22 protein-coding genes are annotated in these 18,951 nt (G+C 40.0%); 7 read left to right on the forward strand and 15 right to left on the reverse strand.

Going from position 1 to position 18,951, the window contains the following annotated elements; genetic code table 11:
• Nucleotides 1–4: 4 nt before the first annotated feature.
• Genes L2567_RS08950 through L2567_RS08960 form a run of 3 tightly spaced genes read right to left on the reverse strand, consistent with a single transcriptional unit; the run spans nt 5 to nt 3,388 of the window.
• Nucleotides 5–1,318 carry an oligosaccharide flippase family protein gene (locus L2567_RS08950; protein ID WP_235297419.1) on the reverse strand — a complete coding sequence of 438 codons (1,314 nt, stop codon included), beginning with the start codon at nt 1,316–1,318 and terminating at the stop codon, nt 5–7.
• Entirely contained in the window at nt 1,312–2,442 is a 1,131-nt protein-coding gene (locus tag L2567_RS08955) for a glycosyltransferase family 4 protein (RefSeq protein ID WP_235297420.1), read from the reverse strand. The genes L2567_RS08950 and L2567_RS08955 overlap by 7 nt, the downstream gene beginning before the upstream one ends.
• Nucleotides 2,423–3,388, reverse strand: coding sequence for a glycosyltransferase family 2 protein (locus L2567_RS08960; RefSeq protein WP_235297421.1), 966 nt, complete (start codon nt 3,386–3,388; stop codon nt 2,423–2,425). The genes L2567_RS08955 and L2567_RS08960 overlap by 20 nt, the downstream gene beginning before the upstream one ends.
• Nucleotides 3,389–3,471: 83 nt before the next feature.
• Here L2567_RS08960 and L2567_RS08965 point away from each other — a divergent pair, with 83 nt between their 5' ends.
• Nucleotides 3,472–4,116, forward strand: coding sequence for a hypothetical protein (locus tag L2567_RS08965; RefSeq protein WP_235297422.1), 645 nt, complete (start codon nt 3,472–3,474; stop codon nt 4,114–4,116).
• Between the two features lie 164 nt (nt 4,117–4,280).
• A complete protein-coding gene (locus tag L2567_RS08970; RefSeq protein ID WP_235297423.1) occupies nt 4,281–4,601 on the forward strand; it encodes a TM2 domain-containing protein in 321 nt (106 codons plus the stop codon).
• Here the strand turns inward: L2567_RS08970 and L2567_RS08975 are convergent, their stop codons facing one another.
• Both L2567_RS08975 and L2567_RS08980 read right to left on the reverse strand, forming a co-directional pair.
• Nucleotides 4,602–5,336, reverse strand: a complete 735-nt coding sequence (locus tag L2567_RS08975; RefSeq protein WP_235297424.1) for a flavodoxin family protein — start codon at nt 5,334–5,336, stop codon at nt 4,602–4,604.
• 135 nt (nt 5,337–5,471) lie between these two features.
• Entirely contained in the window at nt 5,472–5,999 is a 528-nt protein-coding gene (locus L2567_RS08980; protein ID WP_235297425.1) for a dihydrofolate reductase family protein, read from the reverse strand.
• A 129-nt stretch (nt 6,000–6,128) separates the two neighbouring features.
• Between L2567_RS08980 and L2567_RS08985 the strand changes: the two genes are divergently transcribed.
• Complete coding sequence (locus tag L2567_RS08985; RefSeq protein ID WP_235297426.1) at nt 6,129–6,392, forward strand: hypothetical protein; 264 nt, start codon at nt 6,129–6,131, stop codon at nt 6,390–6,392.
• A 97-nt stretch (nt 6,393–6,489) separates the two neighbouring features.
• Here L2567_RS08985 and L2567_RS08990 read toward each other — a convergent pair whose 3' ends face one another.
• Nucleotides 6,490–6,921 carry a nuclear transport factor 2 family protein gene (locus L2567_RS08990; protein ID WP_235297427.1) on the reverse strand — a complete coding sequence of 144 codons (432 nt, stop codon included), beginning with the start codon at nt 6,919–6,921 and terminating at the stop codon, nt 6,490–6,492.
• A 69-nt stretch (nt 6,922–6,990) separates the two neighbouring features.
• Nucleotides 6,991–7,737, reverse strand: coding sequence for an MBL fold metallo-hydrolase (locus L2567_RS08995; protein ID WP_235297428.1), 747 nt, complete (start codon nt 7,735–7,737; stop codon nt 6,991–6,993).
• Between the two features lie 196 nt (nt 7,738–7,933).
• Here L2567_RS08995 and asd point away from each other — a divergent pair, with 196 nt between their 5' ends.
• Nucleotides 7,934–8,833, forward strand: coding sequence for an archaetidylserine decarboxylase (gene asd, locus L2567_RS09000; RefSeq protein WP_235297429.1), 900 nt, complete (start codon nt 7,934–7,936; stop codon nt 8,831–8,833).
• A 174-nt stretch (nt 8,834–9,007) separates the two neighbouring features.
• Nucleotides 9,008–9,574: a Fic family protein gene (locus L2567_RS09005; RefSeq protein ID WP_235297430.1), complete on the forward strand. Its 567-nt coding sequence runs from the start codon at nt 9,008–9,010 to the stop codon at nt 9,572–9,574.
• A 16-nt stretch (nt 9,575–9,590) separates the two neighbouring features.
• Here the strand turns inward: L2567_RS09005 and L2567_RS09010 are convergent, their stop codons facing one another.
• From L2567_RS09010 to yiaK, 3 genes are all read right to left on the reverse strand, one after another.
• Complete coding sequence (locus L2567_RS09010) at nt 9,591–10,052, reverse strand: toxin-antitoxin system YwqK family antitoxin (RefSeq protein ID WP_235297431.1); 462 nt, start codon at nt 10,050–10,052, stop codon at nt 9,591–9,593.
• A 196-nt stretch (nt 10,053–10,248) separates the two neighbouring features.
• Nucleotides 10,249–11,658 (reverse strand): tRNA uridine-5-carboxymethylaminomethyl(34) synthesis GTPase MnmE, encoded by a 1,410-nt coding sequence (mnmE, locus tag L2567_RS09015; protein WP_235297432.1) that lies wholly within the window; start codon nt 11,656–11,658, stop codon nt 10,249–10,251.
• A 1-nt stretch (nt 11,659) separates the two neighbouring features.
• Nucleotides 11,660–12,658, reverse strand: a complete 999-nt coding sequence (yiaK, locus tag L2567_RS09020) for a 3-dehydro-L-gulonate 2-dehydrogenase (protein ID WP_235297433.1) — start codon at nt 12,656–12,658, stop codon at nt 11,660–11,662.
• Nucleotides 12,659–12,719: 61 nt separating this feature from the next.
• Between yiaK and L2567_RS09025 the strand changes: the two genes are divergently transcribed.
• Complete coding sequence (locus tag L2567_RS09025; protein ID WP_235297434.1) at nt 12,720–13,604, forward strand: SMP-30/gluconolactonase/LRE family protein; 885 nt, start codon at nt 12,720–12,722, stop codon at nt 13,602–13,604.
• A gap of 1 nt (nt 13,605) precedes the next feature.
• Here L2567_RS09025 and L2567_RS09030 read toward each other — a convergent pair whose 3' ends face one another.
• Nucleotides 13,606–13,956 (reverse strand): iron chaperone, encoded by a 351-nt coding sequence (locus tag L2567_RS09030; protein WP_235297435.1) that lies wholly within the window; start codon nt 13,954–13,956, stop codon nt 13,606–13,608.
• A gap of 116 nt (nt 13,957–14,072) precedes the next feature.
• Nucleotides 14,073–15,524, reverse strand: a complete 1,452-nt coding sequence (locus tag L2567_RS09035; protein WP_235297436.1) for an ATP-binding cassette domain-containing protein — start codon at nt 15,522–15,524, stop codon at nt 14,073–14,075.
• Between the two features lie 234 nt (nt 15,525–15,758).
• Between L2567_RS09035 and L2567_RS09040 the strand changes: the two genes are divergently transcribed.
• On the forward strand, nt 15,759–16,946 hold the full coding sequence (locus L2567_RS09040; protein ID WP_235297437.1) for a class I SAM-dependent rRNA methyltransferase: 1,188 nt from the start codon (nt 15,759–15,761) through the stop codon (nt 16,944–16,946).
• On the opposite strand, the gene L2567_RS09045 is transcribed toward L2567_RS09040, so the two are convergent.
• The 3 genes from L2567_RS09045 to L2567_RS09055 all read right to left on the reverse strand — a co-directional run bounded on the left by L2567_RS09045 (nt 16,937) and on the right by L2567_RS09055 (nt 18,914).
• On the reverse strand, nt 16,937–17,485 hold the full coding sequence (locus tag L2567_RS09045; RefSeq protein WP_235297438.1) for a hypothetical protein: 549 nt from the start codon (nt 17,483–17,485) through the stop codon (nt 16,937–16,939). The two genes, L2567_RS09040 and L2567_RS09045, sit on opposite strands and share 10 nt — an antisense overlap.
• A 54-nt stretch (nt 17,486–17,539) precedes the next feature.
• On the reverse strand, nt 17,540–18,370 hold the full coding sequence (locus L2567_RS09050; RefSeq protein ID WP_235297439.1) for a glycoside hydrolase family 16 protein: 831 nt from the start codon (nt 18,368–18,370) through the stop codon (nt 17,540–17,542).
• A 184-nt stretch (nt 18,371–18,554) separates the two neighbouring features.
• Nucleotides 18,555–18,914, reverse strand: coding sequence for a DUF4870 domain-containing protein (locus tag L2567_RS09055; protein WP_235297440.1), 360 nt, complete (start codon nt 18,912–18,914; stop codon nt 18,555–18,557).
• Between the last annotated feature and the right edge of the window lie 37 nt (nt 18,915–18,951).

Here is an 18,951-nt window from a genome sequence, read left to right on the forward strand (position 1 = left end):
TCCCTTATGTTTTAAAATCTGCAATCTCACTGGATGTGGGAATGAAAAGCTTCCAAATACTGATCTGCTGCTTAATCAGAAAGATGGTAGCCAGAATTATAGCAGCGCTTCCATAGGCGATGACACTTGTCCAGGCGGCACCGATTATCCCAAACTTAGGGATTAACAGAAGTCCAAAAATGATGGTACACAAGACACCGAACCACTGGGCCCATATATTATAGTTTAAATCATTGTAAGACCTATTGTAATTGAGTAGCACCCTTTTAACATTAACAAGCACCACTCCCAGACACAGTATTCTTAACGCACTAATCGCACCTATAAATTCTTCACCGAAAAGTACGGTCACAATCCAAGGAGCAACCCAATACAAAATGAAAGCCAGGAAAAGGATAAAGTATAAGATCAGTTTAAAATATCTCAAGAACATAACATTGCCCTGCTTTCTATCCAAAGTGATCAGATATGGTTTTAGCACTTCTTCAATGGGAGCAGCTGCCAGCAGCAGGAAATTAGTGAGCTGGCTGGCGAGGGCATAGAGTCCCAGATTGGTCAAACCTGAGAAAATCTCTACGAACCAAACATCCAATCGCTTATTCAGGAAATGTCCGATTTGATTCACATACCCTAATCTCGCATATTCTAAAAAAGGTTTCTTTACATCGTTAGCATCAAATGCCAAGCCACCTTGGTACTTTTTAATGGTATAATAGAATGAAAGCATAAACGTAACAGCCTGAGCGATCAGGATGAGTGAAAATCCAGTCAGAAAAGAAATGCTGTCTTGCCTTGTTTCTACATACAAATATCCCAGTCCAAAAAGCACCACCTGAATGAGATTAGAAATCAATAGAAACTTATTGATCGATCTAAAGGCCTTGATGGATTGCAAAATGGTCTGACAAAGTGCAGTTAAGTGTTGAAAAACAAAAGACAAAAAGAAAAATACCATGTAAAAGATCGTGAAATACTCCTCAGGAATGAGCAAATAGGTAAATCGAGTTCTAAACAGATACGCAAAAACCAGCACCAAAAGAACAAATACAATACTCGCGATATGCACCTTAATTGCAAATCCTAAAACCTTCCTCGATTCAAATTGCGATTTCGCCAGGTGAAAGAGTGTACTTCGCTTGGCGTCAAATCCAGCTGCCACAATACTGAGAGAAACCCCTGCCATCATGAAAGCATAGAGACCATTTCCTTCGGGCCCTAGCATTCGTATGATAAAAATGGAGTAGAGAAATGAAAAAAGAATGACCGGCACTCTTATAACCAGTGACTCCAATGCATCTCTATTGACATTCTTTAACATGACTGACGGGAGTGGTAGGCCTGAGTTAAAAGCGCTTCGTATTGATCAGTAATCACATCCCAGGTATAGTTATCGTTAACTTTTTGTCTTGCTTTTTCACCGAGTTTATGTCTTCTGTCATCATTTTCAATCAATTGTTCAAGCGCATTCTTAAGTTGATCAACATCATAAGGAGTGGTCAAAACTCCTGTTTCTCCAACCATTTCAGCCGTTCCACTTTGATTCCCAGTGATCACTGCACAAGCGTGCGCCATCCCTTCCAATATACTAATAGAGGCGTTTTCAAATTCTGAAACCAGGCAATAAATACTGGCTTTTTGCAACAGTTCCTGATATTGCTTTGAAGTATTGTCCAGCCATCCATGAAATTTTATAGTAGGAATGGCATCTTCTGCCAACTTTTTTAAACTCTCCATTTCAGGACCGTCACCACAAATATGGATTTTGTAGTCTGTTTCCATGTCTTTAACAGCTTCTATCAATGTGTGGAACCCTTTTCTTTTCAATAAGCGACCCGTAGAAAGTATAATTTTCTCTTTATTTAGCTGCTTTTGGTCTGGAAGATCTATACCGTTGGGTATCATAAAAGGGCTTTTCTCACCAGTACTGTAAGGCTTGATCAATTGGCCCAGAAAGTGCGACGGAGCCCCGGTGGCGAAGCTGTTCTTAATGATCCCTCTGATGAAGTGAGGAGTGACATAATGGATGGCCTGAAAGCGGTCAGGATTATAATTGGGAAGATCACTGCCATGAGCTGTTACGATGTACGGAATGTCAAATTGCTTTTTCACATATTTGGCCAGAATACCCGTTGAAAGAATGAAATGACAATGTACCACATCGAAATGTTTACGCTTGAGGTAGTTTTTTAAAAATCTCCTGGCTTTTGCGAGAAATCTCAAATGTTCCATGGGATAGCTCATACTGGCTTGCTTTCTTGCCACATCGACTCTATGGATTCGGACATCATTCTTTACTTCCTCTTTAGGCAGATCTTCAAAACCCATGGTGACTACCTCCACCGCATGCCCTCTTTGTGCCAGGTTTTCGCAGATTTTCTGACACACAGGACTGGCACCCCCGCCTATCGGAGGATACTCAAAATTAAGAACCAATATTCTCAACTTCCGCCTTTTTCTCGTTCTGGATAATTTCCTTAACACTGTATGGAGCTTCCTCTCTGTTTTCATAGTAAGTTTTATTCAGCATGTCTGCCAACAAACCTGAAATGAAAATCTGTAGACCAATTAAGAAAGAAAATAAAGTGACCAATGGCCAGGTGGTCTCCGACATGTCCTGTCCTTTAACAAATTCAAAGACCGTAATCACTCCACTTAAGAAACCAAAAATGATGATGATCAAACCCATTCCCCCCAGGAGGTGAAGTGGACGCACTGCAAACTTCTTCCAATACCATACGGAGACCATATCTATAAAGCCCTTAAGCCCTCTACGCCATGAATATTTGGACTGGCCATGCAATCTGGGTCTGTGATTGACAACCATCTCACCTATGGTAAAGCCTTTAATCTTCAAGAGGGCCGGTATAAAACGATGCATCTCCCCGTATAGGGATAAGTCTTCGAAACACTCTTTTTTATAAACTTTTAAAGCACAACCTGAATCATGAATCCCATCATTGATCATGGTGCTTCTAATCAAGTGTGCAGTTCTGGAAACAATCTTTTTGCCGACAGGGTCCTTCCTGTTTTTTCGCCATCCTGAAACGAGATCCAGGTCATTTTCTCTAAGATATTGTATCATTTTGGGGATATCGGCCGGATCGTTCTGGCCGTCTCCGTCCATGGTTACAATGATCGGATAAATGGCTTGCTTTATTCCGGCATCCAAGGCCTGGGTTTGTCCAAAATTCTTTCTGAAAGCCAGAATCTTGACAGGATGCAGTTTTTTCAGTTCACTGAGGGTTTGATCCGTAGATTTATCATCTATGAATATGATTTCATATTGATATTCATTCTGCTCACAAATGGTCTTAATTTCATGATGGAGCAGTTGCACATTGGCCTCTTCGTTGTAAACAGGTACAATGATTGAAATAGATTCTTTCAAAGTATAATTATTTGTTATCAGCAAGATACAAATATTGATAATTTATATGTTTTCTCGCGGAATAAATTCAGTAGTTTTGAGAAATGAAGAAACACTTATGGATAGCCATACTTGTGGTTTTTATAATAACGAGTTGTAAGCACAAAGGCGAAAATGTTACCCTGCAAAATAATATTGAGGACACTACTATGTCAAAAGCGAGTACTGACTTACCCAGCAAAGATCCAATCGAACAAATCCAAATGAAATACCAAAAAACACGTTCATGGCTTGAAAGCGCAGTAATAGATAGTACCGCAAAACCATACGAGTGTGAAGGAGATCCGATCAGTGGGAAAATCATTCATTATGCAAAAGACGGAGAAATAATCGCCGTAAAGCACGAAACCATGATGGGAGATCATTCAGGATCAACCCATATCTATTATTTGGACCAGGGTCATATTTATTTTGTTTACCAGATAGATGGTGGTTGGAGTTTTGGTGGTCCGCTTACCAAGGATGAAAACGGTTTTGATGTACCCGGAACCATTGACAGAATAGAAGAAAACAGATTTTATATTCAAGATGGGAAGGTGATTAAACAACTCCACAAGGCTTTTGAACTCAAAAGTTGGGAAGAGAAATCTGCAGCAGATTTCCCAAACAAAGAAGTCTCTCCTACCCAAACCTTTTCAGAGCTGAAGAAAGCCTTTGAAGAATTATTAGCTTTTAAAAAGCCATGCTAGACTCTAAGCTTCTACATGACTTTTATCTCGTTTTCATAGATTTGATAGACTGATTAATCCAACATAGAAAGTCTTCTGACGAAAAATTCATACAATTTGACATTTAATGAACTTCTGAATGAAGTTTGGTCGTTGATTGAAGAGAAGAAAATGAACAAAGGTAAATGAGTAAACTTCGATTAGAGTCCAAATTGAGAAACGTAGGTATCGCCTATATTTTATTATTATTTGTAGGCGCACACTATGCTTATGTCAATAAATGGGGAACACAAATCTTATTCTGGATTACCTTTGGAGGCCTAGGTATTTGGTGGTTAATCGACTTGTTTAGAGTCCCGGGTTTGATTGATCGGTTCAATGATCCAATTATAGATGAAATCGAATACCTCGAATATCGTGAACGTGAGCAGGATGACTTTTCCGAACTTCGTCGTATGAGAGCAGTAAGAAGTGGAAATCTATTAGAGGACAGACGAAGATTTTAGTCAACGATATTCCGGATTTTCAAAGCTCCAGTGCGTTCCATCATCCCATCTTTCCCGTGAATTCCCATAGGCGTTATATCCGTTTCTTTCCTTCAACATGTAAGCACAATGCATTAAATTATAGGTCATGAATGTGGTATTTTTATTGGTAAAGTCGCTGTCATAACCTACGGGCGGATCTTTTTTCTCTCCTTTCCACTCAGTGTCCCCATAGCTTGGTCCGGGGCCCACTTCTCCAATCCATCCAGCATCAGCCTGTGGAGGTATGGTGTAGCCAATATGCTGCAGAGCGTATAATATACCCATGGCGCAATGCTTCACGCCATCTTCATTTCCGGTAATGAGGCAACCACCGACCTTTCCATAATAGATGTATTGACCTTTCTCGTTGGTTTTACCACTCATTGCATAAAGTCTCTCGATCAATTTCTGTGCTTCAGAAGATTTTTCACCCAACCAGATCGGTGTTCCGACGATTAAAATATCTGAGTTTATGATTTTTTCAAAGAATTCCGGCCACTCATCTTGATCATAACCTTGTTCCGTCATATCGGGGTATACTCCAGTGGCAATTTCATGATCAATAAATCTAACAAGTTCCGTTTCAACACCCTCTTTGTCCATGATCGATTTCGAAACTTGAATCAGATTATCAGTGTGACTTTTACGGGGAGACTTTTTCAAAGTGCAATTAACGTATACCGCTTTAAGTTGGGAAAAATCTGGCTTATTCATAAGATTTTACTTTACTTACTGATTTGTAATGTCAATGTTCAGGTTTCTGAGCTTTCAGTGTTTTATTCCCATGAAATTAACTGAAAAGCTGCATTTATTGTAAAGCATGTAAATCAGATAGATACTCTTTAGGATTCACAATTTGTAATTCAATTCTACGACACCGGAAGGGTAAGCTTTCTGAGATTTTAATGTAAACAATCTTTCTTGAGGTTTGCCTGCAAACAAATCTATGCCGTCAGGAATCGTGATGGGCATGATATGTTTAATGATTTCATCGATCAAATCTGCGTTCAAAAATAAGGTGTTTAGCTCACCCCCTCCAATTAACCAAATATCTTTGCCTTTCATGGCTTTCAGGCTTCGGGCCCAACTGATCACATCTTCGGAGATAAAAGAAACATTCTGATCCTTAGTCAGATTTTTGTTTCGAGTCAAAACAAAATTCAACTTGTCTTTGTAGGGAAAGGCCACTCCAAAACTGAGCACTTGCTGATAAGTCTTATTTCCCATAACGGTGGTATCAATACGATCGTAAAATCGGGCATAACCGTAGTCCTCCCCCTCAGGATGATTGATCTTGTCCAGCCAATCTACACTACCATTCTGCCTTGCGATTTTTCCATTTAAACTGGTCGCGATGTATAGTATGATTTTCCTCATTTTTAAACGTGAATCCTATACCTCAGATATTTGTTATTGATAGATATAATCCTTAACAATATCGAACATATTTTATGATCACCCGAACATTTGGTAAATTATTAGATTATTCATATAAACTTGAATCATATGCCATTGATTATAGCACTTCTTGCTTTATTTTTTCCAAGAGTAATCATCCTCATTCTATACTTTTTGACCAGCTTTTTTTCAGGTGTATACGATAGTATTTTGCTTCCCGTTTTGGGATTTCTCTTTATGCCAGTTACCTTAATTGCCTATACTTACACAGTTAAGGCTGTTGGACCTGGATCCACTACAGGAATTATAATTATTGCCATTGCTGTAGTCATCGACCTGGGTCTTTGGCGAAGGGGATCAAGGAGGCGATGATCTGAGGTTATTTGCAAATTCCAAATGAATTGACAATCTAGGTAGATTTTTTTTTGGAAAAGCTAGATGTATAGTATGTCATATTTAATAGCCTAATTTATTCTTTTGAAATGCTTGTAGAAACCTTATCGGTGATGTACCATCGATCATCTTCTTTAAGCAAGTTAAAGTAATCTGTAAACAATCGACTTGCCGTCTCTAATTCAACTTTTGCTGAAGCAGCCGTCCTCGTTATATCGATAGCCAATATTCTACCTTCTGCATTTGGCAACCTTGGTCTTGGCTTGAATCCCGAAAGATAATTTTCTCTGTCTCTCCTCACTATCTCTCCGTCTCTGACAAATTTCAGATTACAAGTGCTATGCATTGCAGACCCAACTAAAGTAGTATCCCCAGTCAACCACCCATCAAAATATTGAACGATCACAGACTCTATCGCCTGGCGTTCAATTTCATGATTATTTTCTTCCTGAGCAGAGACCATTAAGGTTAGCATTAAATAGACCGCAATTACGAGTACTCGTTTCATCATTCGAAATTTTACTCCAATTTACGACTTTAAGCTTCCAGGTGGTATTAACGAAAAGTTAAATCTATCTTATTCGGGATACCAATTCCTTAGTCTGACTTCTACATTTGGATTACCTTCATTGACGAGTGATTTAAATTTTTCTACATCACTAAAACCGTCTTTACCTCTGAAATGGAAGGGATAAACTACTTTGGGTCCAAATTCAATGACAGCATCTGCTGCTTTATCTACAGTCATGGTATAGGGTAAGTTCATACAGACGAATGCGAAGTCAATGTTCTCAAGATTTCTCATCTCCGGGATGTCTTCTGTATCTCCAGAAAAATAAAATGTTTTTCCTCCCATGTCTAAAACGTAAGCATTCCCCCAGCCCTTTTTATGCCGGGCCGTTTCGTCATTAGGCAAATTATACATGGGAACGACTTTCACTCTGATCCCTTCTACCTCTTTCTCAGCCCCATTCTCTAAAATGATCACCTCATGAAAATCTAATCCATCCATTTCATCGGCCACGGATTGAGGAACCACTGCTGTCGTAGCATCCAGATTAAGTCCTCCCAGAGTTTCTTTATTTAAATGGTCACCATGGGCGTGTGTGATGAAAATCAAATCAGCGTCTTCGAAGTCTTCAAATTTTTCTGCTCCGCCATAAGGATCCATGTAAATCGTTTTGCCATCCCATTCCAATACCGTGGTGGCATGTAATACAGGCGTCATGATGACATCACCCATATTTGTAGCGATGGTATCTGACTGCGCATCTAGCTTCAAGACAGATAATAGGAGTACGAGAGAAAATAGTATGGACTTCATAGTAAGAATTTACGGTTAGATAATAGCAAAGTGTGTAAGTAGGTATAAAACATATTATTTAGCCAGATTGTTTGGTCAGGTGCTCTTATACATCCGGATCTCCGTCTTATTACACGATGTATGAGACTATTTTTGGATTCGAAAGAAAAATCTAACTACATTTAAAGATATTTAGAAAGCAGCAGATTAGAACTTTTTGGAAATTAAATTTATCAATAGAAAGACAGGCCAATTTGAAATAGAACAGCCGCCTGCAGAGAAACTAATGAGGTTTCTATACCATCATCCGATTGGTAAAAACACCATTTTACCTCTTGCTATAAAGAAGTGGGTTTCTGTTCTATATGGTCGAAGAATGGATCGGCCTGAATCAGTTGGAAAGATTAAATCTTTCGTAGATCAGCAAAATATAGACATGGCTGAATCTCTTAGACCTGCGGAAGATTTTACCTCTTTCAACGATTTTTTCATTAGAAAGTTACGCGGAGGTGCAAGACCTATAGAGTCAGGTTTGGTTTCGCCTGGGGATGGGAAGTTACTGGCTTTTAAGCGCGTGAGAGATGTAGATGCTTTTTATGTCAAAGGTCAAACTTTTACCTTGAAGAGTTTCCTTAAAAATGAAGCATTGGCGAATGAATATAAGGACGCTTCAATGCTGATCTTACGTCTTGCTCCTAATGACTACCACAGATTTCACTTTCCTTATGATGGAACACCATCTAAAATGACAGAAATTTCAGGGACTTATTACTCGGTTTCTCCAATTGCATTGACACAAAATTTTGGCAAATTCTTTACAGAAAATAAGAGATCGTACTGTTTGCTGCAAACGGAACATCAAGGCAACATACTGATTGCCCCTGTGGGAGCAACGATGGTAGGGACCATCCACACTACTTATGTGCCCGAAAATCCAGTCCATAAGGGAGATGAGATGGGTTACTTCACATTCGGAGGATCAAGCATTTTGTTTCTGGTCACAAGTCAGGATTTTATGATTGACCAGGATCTACTGGATAATACGCGAAATGGTTTTGAGACTGCTGTGAAAATGGGGGAAAAAATAGGAGAACTAGAAAAGGTCAAATCCAGATAAGTTTGCAGCACATCCTTTTCATTTTAAAGGACTTATCATTGCTAATGATTCATCTTTTTAGAAATTCAGGGCGTCCGGGCGCTGTATTCCGGGTTTCGCTGCTCGCTCATCCTGCTGCTCTCTTCGTTCGCACCAGGACAAGCCCTACATGTAGCTGACGCATGCACTTAATCTATGACTTACCTCTTTTTCATAGTACTTTATTTTAGAGCAAACTGTACTCCTTCTCATTCGCAATTGGTATTAGACTTGCTCGATGAATTGATTAATTATTCAAATGATAATCCCGAAAATCATGATTTGGTCACATTAGCCACGATCTTTCATCAACGCTTGGTTTGGATCCCTCCCTTTAATGACGGGAATGGGAGAACGGTACGATTGGCCATGAATTTAATTCTAATGCGCGGCGGCTACCCACCCACATTTATCCTGACGAAAGACCGAAGAAAGTATTATTGTGCTTTGAATCAAGCTAACAACGGCGATTATTCGAAAATGCTTCTATTGATGTTTCTAGCAGCAGAACGCTCGTTGAATCTATCTCTTTCCGCCATTGCAGGAGACTACGAGGACTATTTTCCAACGGGTGACATTGCTGAAGACCCATCAGTGTCATATGGTCAAGAGTACCTGAGTTTATTGGCACGCCGAGGAAGAATAGATGCCTATAAAGAGGGAAGAGTATGGTATACCACGAAGTCAGCAGTGGAGGAGTACAGGCAGAAGAAGTTAAAGTGATATTGCCTTATGGCATTTATCGCGTATAGGTCATGCTATGCACTACCTGGCCGTTACGATCATAATACCTCCATAAACCAATTGGAAGTTTCCAATGCCTATATTGTCCTTCTGCCTTGACAGAACCATCCTCATAAAATTGGGTGACCGGACCTTCCACTTTGTTATTCCTATAAGTGCCTTTTTCAGCAAGCGTTCCATCAGGATTGAATTGCATCCAATATCCATTTCCGATACCATCCACATATTGCTGAACCGTCATCAATTCCCCATGATCATAAAGTCCGTAAAGAACTCCAGTGTATGGCTTTCTGGTATTGGGATCGTAGTATTGACTACCAAAGTCCTTTGCCGCTCTAGTCTCCGTCTGTTGCATGGTCAAGGCATTAGAAGGTAAGGAATCTAGCGTATAAGACACTTGTCCGTTAGTATTCATGGAAAATACCATGACGCAAATGAAAAAATACAAAGCTTTCATATCTATAAAATGATGTTCAGAATGATTCATTATACAATATCACTGTCCTTGTAAACAAAGAAAACAGAGGTTAGTTGGATTTACGGTAATCGATCGCTGAGCCGGTTATTATCTCGTTGAGTTGGTGAATGAGTTCGACAACTCGTTCGATACACTGTAGGTATTGGCGATTAGTACTTTTTGAATTTCAATGGTATCACTTTCCAATACAAAACCTCGTAAATATTGAATCCAACAAGTCATCCGTATGGATCTCTCCAGTAATCAGCCCCAGATGATGTAGCGCTTGTCGAATATCCATGGCAATAAAATCACCGGTCATCCCGGACTGTAATCCATTTAAAACCCTATCGAGAGCCTCATAGGCATTATTCAATGCTTCAAAATGTCGGGAATTCGTGACAATCGTTTGATCCATCAAGGAAGGATCATCCACCACCAACTGGTGCAACTTTTCCTTCAAATACTCAATATTCATTTTATTTTTCGCAGATGCAGTGATAAGATTTTCAGAGCTAATCAATCCTTCTTTATAGTACTCTTCCGGCTTGATGTAAGGGTTTAGATCCATTTTATTGGCCACATAAATTTGCTTGCTCTTCGCAGTCAACACCTTGCTCCCCTCCAGGAATCGCTCTACATCGGACCATAAATCTTCCGGTTTTGTTTCTGTGACATCAAACAAATAGATGACCAGGGTGGACTGCGCAATCTTCGCGATCGTGCGCTCAACCCCTATTCTCTCTATTTCATCCTGTGCCTTTCGAATCCCCGCTGTATCGATTAATCTAAAATGAATGCCATTAATATTTAGTGACTCCTCAACCGTATCCCTTGTGGTTCCGGCAATTTCTGATACAATCGCGCGCTCTTCATTGAGCAAGGCATTCAACAATGTAGATTTTCCTGCATTGGGCCGTCCTGCAATGACTGTTGCTACACCATTTTTCAACACATTTCCCAGATGAAAAGAGTCCAGTAATCGCTTAATTACTGACTTTATCTTCTCTACAAGTGCCTCCAGCTTACCTCTATCTGCAAATTCTACATCTTCCTCACCGAAATCCAATTCCAATTCAATTAGCGCGGCAAAATCTATTAACTCCTGTCTCAACTCCTGAATTTCCTGAGAAAAACCTCCCCTCATCTGCTTAATGGCCAACTCATGGGATGCCTCCGACTCAGAAGCGATCAGATCAGCCACAGCTTCCGCTTGCGAAAGATCCATTTGCCCATTTAGAAATGCCCTCAGAGTAAATTCCCCTCGATCCGCCAATCTACATCCTCCCCTTAAGCAAAGTTGAATGACCTGTTCTAAAATATAAGGTGATCCATGACAGCTCAGCTCCACTACATCTTCTCTTGTATAAGACTTGGGTGCTTTGAATACCGTTGCTACACATTCATCAATAACTCTTCCGCTTTCATCTTCTACTTTTCCATAGTGAACCGTATTGCCTTCTACTTTCTCCAGGTTCCTTCCCTTGAAAAAATAATCTACAATTTCGATGGCCCTGGGCCCTGAAACCCGTATTACGCCGATAGCTCCCTGGCCAGGCGGTGTAGAAAGGGCAACGATGGTATCGGGCGAGAATGAATTAGTCATATTAAAGGTTTAAGATTTTTTCCCATATCGTATCTAGAACGGGAATTCCATGTTTTAAGTTTTCTCCTTTGATCAATGGTGTGCGCTCCCCAGGATAAATAATAGATGAACGGTCATTTTTGGGTATCGAAGATTTGTAATCATTTAGAATAGCTTGTATCTTCTTACCAATGTATTCATAGTGAGAAGTTTTACTCATGTCTATGCAAATAAAAACTTGTGAAATCGCTGTTTCTGCTTCAAGTTTTGAAATCTCATGGGTTGAGAGACCATTGGACAGAATCGCTGCCAAAATATCTAAAACCAGAGACAATCCAGCACCTTTCCAGTATCCCATAGGAACTGGAAGACCAGTGGACAATATGACTCCGGGATCAGTGGTCAATATGCCTTCTTGATCGAATCCACCGGGCAAGGGGAGATGCTGTTCTTTCATTTCCAAATCTTCCATCTTTCCATAAGAAAACTGAGACATTGCCATGTCCAGTACGATTGGTGGATCTCCCGGAACAGCAATGACCAGTGGATTATTTCCCAACTTGTTATCGTCCGCACCCCAGGCTGGCATATTTGCTATGGTATTGGTCCAACCAATGAAAATACAGTCATTTGCCGCCGCTAACCGTCCGTAAGTGCCTCCACGCATCCAATGATTGGTGTTTGACATAGACACGCAGCCTAACCCATAATGATTGCTTAAACGCATCGCAGATTCTGTTGCTAAAATGGCATTGGTGATGCCCGGACCTTTCATCCCATCCCATTGTTGAATGGCTTTAAATTTTGACTTGATGTCCGGCGTAGCTGCTGGATCAACCCTGGATTGGTCCACATCTGATATGAATCTGGGAAATCGATTAATACCATGAGAATATACACCCTCCAGGCTGTTTTCAACAAATACCTCTGCAATACTGGTTGCCTTGCTTCTTTCGAATTGGCGTTCCTCCAATTTGTCTTGCAGCGTATTTAAAATCAAATCATAGCTTAATCTCTTCATAATTCAGTCTTTTTTCCTGATGCACATGAGTTTAATTACTAAATTGGTAAAAAATAAAGATATGAACATCCTCCACAATGCCCTACTGTTATTGATGATCTGTTTTTTATCAGCCTGTGCGGAACCAAAATCTGATGTCACCGAAGAAAAAGGTGATGAACAGAAAACAATGACTTTAGTGAAGAAATGGGAAACGGATACGGTGTTCACTACCGCAGAATCTGCCATTTACGACGATCAAAGAGATGTCATTTTCGTTTCTAACATAGAAAATGGTCCCTGGGAAGCAGACGGTAAAGGTTCTATTGGGAAATTATCCTTGTCCGGTCAGGTAGTAGATGCCAGGTGGATTACAGGCTTGAATGCCCCAAAAGGGCTTGGAATAGTTGGTGACTATCTCTATGTAACCGATTTGACGACGCTCTTAGAGATTGACATAGATAAAGGTGAAATCAATAAACGCTATGAAGTGGAAGGGGCTACAGGCATTAATGATATTACAACTGCACCTGATGGTACGGTATATATTTCAGATTCTCATGTCGGCAAAATTTTCAAATTACAGGATGGGAATGTGACTGAGATCAATGATGGTCTTGCCAAATCAAATGGTGTTTTTTATGAGGATGGAAAGCTTATCATTGGAACCTGGGATGATGAAAAAGTAAACACTTTGTCTTTGTCAGACAATGTGCTTACCACTTTGGCTGAAAATATAACCCAACCTGACGGGATTGAGGCAGATGGAGAAGGAGGATATTTTGTCAGCAGCTGGAAAGGCTTGGTACATTATATTGACCCGCAAGGTTCAAGCACGGTCATCCTGGACACAACTGGTGATGAGATAGGCGCTGCAGATATTGATTTCATCCAAAGTGAAAAACTTCTACTCGTTCCTACTTTTTTTCACAATACCATTGCAGCATATGAAGTAAAAATGCAGTGATTTAGTCACTGTTTAACTTCACTTTCTCGCGAATCATTTCGCGAATGACATGATGGGGAACATCCTGTTGTATGCCAATTTGCAAGGTTCCCTTACCAGTTTGATATCCCTTCAAATCTACTTTAAATTTCTCAATGATGGCGCCGGAGTGAGGGTAATAGCTCACATGGTTTTGATATGCATAGAATCCGGCAATGACTTTTTCTTCCTTATATGCTGGCATGCCATAGCTAATGGCCGGTCGTGCACTCGGCACTTCTTCGAGAATTAGATCCACAATTTGTTGCATGATTTCAAGATGTCGACCTGAATGGTCGGCTAGATATTCTTCTACAGATTGGTACTTTTTCATTGCCATGGTAAGCCTCTTTATTTTCTATATCACCTACTTGGGTGACAAAACATTTTCAATTCATCTTTAACCGTACAAGAAATGCCTGAAAATATAGGAAACTTTACGCTGATCATTTACACTTCTTTAATCACTTTTCCTTCCGCAATATCCAACCTCCTGTTCATGCATGCTGGTAATTCCTCTTCATAATGTGTAACATAGATTAAAGTTTTATCGAGTTCAACGACTATTTGATTAAGCAGTTCCCGAAAATGAACCATTTGTCCATAATCCAAACCCTGGCAGGGTTCGTCTAATATTAAGAGTGGTGGATTCTTAACCATGGCCCTGGCCAGAAATGCCAACCTTTGCTCTCCCGTAGAGATTTCATTAAACCTACGCTCTGCGATGTCTTGGATACCCAGTAATTTTATGTAGTCAAATACGATCTGAAGCTCTATGTCTGTCAATTCCTTATATAAACCCGCAGTGTCGAATAATCCCGAAGCTACCAATTTCCAGATCGGTAAATCCTTTTCACAATAGAGTTGTAGTTCCGGCGAAACAAAACCGATCTTCTTTTTGATATCCCATATGCTCTCACCGGTTCCACGTTTTTGATCAAACAATATTATTTGATTACGATAGGCCTGTGGGTTATCTGCGGTGATCAAACTGATGACCGTACTTTTGCCAGAGCCATTGGGACCCATCAATGCCCATTTCTCTCCCCGATTGACTGTCCACGAAAAATCTTTCAATGCATAAAAATCTCCGTAAGTTACATTGGCACCTGAAAATTGAACAGCTACGTCAAAATCGGGTGCCTTACTCACCATATACTTTTTAAAGATCGTATGGTTTAATGAAGGATGGGCAAGGTTTTCTGGTAGATGATCTACCAATTTTCCATCTTTCAAGTAAAAGACGTGATCGATAAATTCAGGCAGGTCACTTTCTGAACAGACCAGAACCAAAGAAACCTCCTTTAACTGTGAAAGTATTTTCCTCAAAAGCTCCCGGCTCTGCTTGTCAAGTCCGACAAAAGGATTATCTAATAATAAAAAGTCTGGTTGCTTTAGGACAGAACGTGCCAGAAGCGAACGTCTGGTTTCGCCTGTAGACAAACTGGTAATCTTCCTGTTCAGCAGGTGGTCAACCTTAAACAAATATGCCACTTCCAATAAGTAGTCATCTTCATATAGGGGATCTTCTAATTCCACGGATTGCTCATCTATAGTGCCCATAGGTTTGACCTGATTTTGCAAAACCTCATATAAGGTAGGTCCTAGCTCTGAATCATAGGCATGGTAGCGCTGCTGATAATATTGGTATACCGTTCCAACATAGCGGTGAAATTTATAATCACCAGGAACGAACTCGATGCTTCCATTCTTAGTGATTTCACCCTGCCTTGGGAAAAGCTTTCCTGCGATGGTTTTAAGCAGTGTTGTTTTTCCGGAAGCTGTAGGACCCATGACCGCATAAGAATTTGAATGCTCGATTGTTAAATTTATATCCTTTAAAACGGGGTGTTCCCCTATGGCAACATTGACCTTATCAAAAACGATGCGCTTATCTTCCATGAATCACTATAAAAACTCGAAAAGCCATAAAGGTATTTTATTTCCCACACCTATTCGTGCGTTATTAGCTTCAATGAAAACCTCTTTTATATATTAAAACAAGCAATTAAACCCTTTTTGCTTTTTATGGTAACCTTTTACTACTTATTTTCTGATGATGCTAAGCATATTCAACTTCATCAAAGGATTCACAGATGTCCTGCACAGTTACTACCTTTGTTCAAATTCTGATTATTGAATAAAATCGCATTTAAGGTAAAGAGAGCTGCTGAAAAAAGTATCCTTCAAGGACATCCATGGATATATGAATCTTCCATTGTCAAACAAAATAAAGAGGGCAAAGCAGGTGACCTGGCCGTCATATTTGATCAACGAAACAATGAACTATTGGCACTGGGATTGTACGACCCTGCTTCTGTCATTAGAATTCGCGTCCTCCATGTCGGTGGTTCCCAAACATTGAACTACTCATTTTTCGCCAACCTATTTAAATTGGCATATGACCAACGCCGGCCATTGCTCGAAACAAAAACGACTGCTTACCGCCTGATATATGGAGAGAATGATGGACTTTCCGGGCTGATTGTAGATATCTATAATTCAATCGCTGTGATTAAACTCTATACGGAAGTATGGTTTGGATTTATGTCAATCTTCACTGAAATTTTACAACAAGAGTACGATATCGATACGATTATTCTGAGATTGAATCGCAAGCTGCAGCAGCAAAAAATTCCTTTACAGGATGGCGAATTGATTCTGGGTCAGTTGCCCTCTGAGGAAGTCATTTTCTACGAACACGGTCTGCGGTTCAAAGCCAATCTAATTAAAGGGCATAAGACCGGTTACTTCCTGGATCACAGGCATAATCGGCTTAAAGTCCGAAATCTGGCAAAAGGAAAGGATGTGTTGGATATTTTTTCCTATGCAGGTGGATTTTCAGTCAATGCTGTAGCTGGTGGAGCAAAGCAGGTCATCAGTGTAGACATCAGTGAACAAGCGTTGGAAATCGCTCGAATGAATATGGCACTGAATTTCGAAGAAGCCAATCATCGTATCATGGTCATAGATGCATTTGAGGCAATAGTTCAATTAAAAGCAGGAGGTAAAAATTTCGATCTGATCATCGTAGATCCACCCTCTTTTGCAAAGAGTTCAGAGCAAATTCCACGAGCCTATAAAAGTTACCGTCGTCTGGTTAAAGAAGTGTTACCATTGGTTAAGGAAAATGGTATCTTTTTAATGTGCAGCTGCTCCAGCAGGATACCAAAAGATGAATTTTTTGATGTGGTGATAGCTGAAGTGGTACAAAGTGGGAGACAATATCAAATATTGGAAACGACCGATCACGATGTAGATCATCCTAAAAATATTGCGGAACTAAATTATCTCAAGTCAATATATATTCAACTTCAAAATTGATAACCCAATTTGAGATCCAAGAATAAAATACCTGGTTTGCCATCAGGCCAGGCCACCTCAGCTGCCGTTGACAAAATAATTCTATTAAACCATATGAATCCTATATTGGCTTGACCGATGAACAAAGGCACTACGCCCGTTTGACCGTCGGTTATGTCCAGGTACTTTCTATAAATCATACCTGCGCCGAGGTTTGCACCTACATAAAATTGATGGGCTGCACTTCTCTTTGTCAAATACAATCTGGGGCCAATATTTAAATGTAATGCAGAAATGACTTTCTCATTTATACCTAGTAAACCACCGACTCTATTATTTGCTAGATAACGAAAGGTAATTCCTGAAGTCAGTGAGTAAATATTTGTATTTCTATAACGAACATCTGCTGCCACGGTGAAGGGGTAAGTGGGATCAGCAAAAAGTGCTGTGTTCATACCAGCATGCACTGCAGTTAAGTAGCGACGATGTTCCTGTGCGTGAATAAATGTGTTAAACAGGAGTAAGACCCATACTATATGAAAGCTTTTTAAGAAATTCATTGCACTCCTTCTAAGTGGCTTAAAGGCCCAATTGTTTTGTTTCTTGCTTTATACTTAATCCTCAGCGGTCTGATATACCCTTACATAATCCACTTCCATTCTTGCTGGCAGAGCCTCCGGAGCGATACCTTGTCTACCACCCCAATTTCCACCATAGGCAATATTGAGGATCAAATGAAATCTTTGGTCAAAAGGCCAGGCTTCATATCCCGTGCTTTCATTAGGATATCTAAAAATCTCGACATCGTCCACAAACCAGATCATTTCCTCTTCATTCCACTCCAGAATATAATCATGAAATTCCTGCTGAGCATCAGCAAGCTGCAAATCACCGTTTCTATGTGTCCCCTTCATATGATTGTACTTGGCCGTATGAATGGTTCCGACCACTCTTTCAGGGTTAAAACCTACATTCTCGATAATGTCTATTTCCCCACTTCTCGGCCATCCTCCATACATCCGATCGGTCGACAACATCCAAATGGCAGACCAAACACCCTTTCCTGCAGGCAATTTAGCACGAGTGACAAACTTTCCATATTTCCAATCTCCTTTACCTTTGGTGACCAGTCTGGCTGAAGTGAACGCTCTGGATTTATAATCTTCGGCATGTGTTTCGATGATCAATTTTCCATCTTCCACCCTTGCATTTTTCTCTCTTTTCTCCGTATAATATTGAAGTTCATTATTCCCCCACCCGCAACCAGCAGGTTTGTCACAGGCATCTCCAATATCGTAGGACCATTTGGTAGAATCAGGCAATCCGGCATCATTAAATTCATCGGACCATATTAATTGCCATCCTTCCTGCTCTACCTGACTTATTTTTAGATTGCTGTAACATGAGATCAAAAAAATGCTGAAAATCCAAAGCCTTACTATCATATTACTTATTTTTCTGAAACAAAAATAATAAAGTCCTGATAAGGCTTCTGCTCAATAAATCCATTTAAGCGATGCTTCGGCTATATGGCCGGTACATGCGGGAAGAGATTTAATCATGCATTAAATCACTGCTGATTATATAAAACTTATCTAACTTAAAAAGGAGTTAATCTCCTATACCTTATTAAAGACCGCTAAACCATTCCTGATATTTCTCACCTATGATTGGAACAAGCTTCTCCTCGCCGTTAAGAGCAGCAACCAATCCGATGATCCAGCAAATGAATAAAAATATGCCCCCTAGGGCGTAGATCAGCCAACCAAGAATAGGGATGATGGCTATAAAACTGATGACTATCAAGGATAGACCCAATCCCAAAGCTTGCCTTATGTGAAAGGACGCGTAAGAATTTTTATCATTATTATTGATGACCAGTGCGATGATGGTTCCAATGAGTGTGATGTATGCGATGATGCCTACTGTTTTAGGATCCATACTAGATGACTGCCCAGTTGGTCCTGGAGCTCCTTGCTGATTTTCCATTGATTTTTATGCTTTTTAGTTATTAAATAAGTCTTTA

Origin of the sequence: Portibacter marinus, from assembly GCF_021533195.1 — a bacterium.
GTDB classification, from domain to species: domain Bacteria; phylum Bacteroidota; class Bacteroidia; order Chitinophagales; family Saprospiraceae; genus Portibacter; species Portibacter marinus.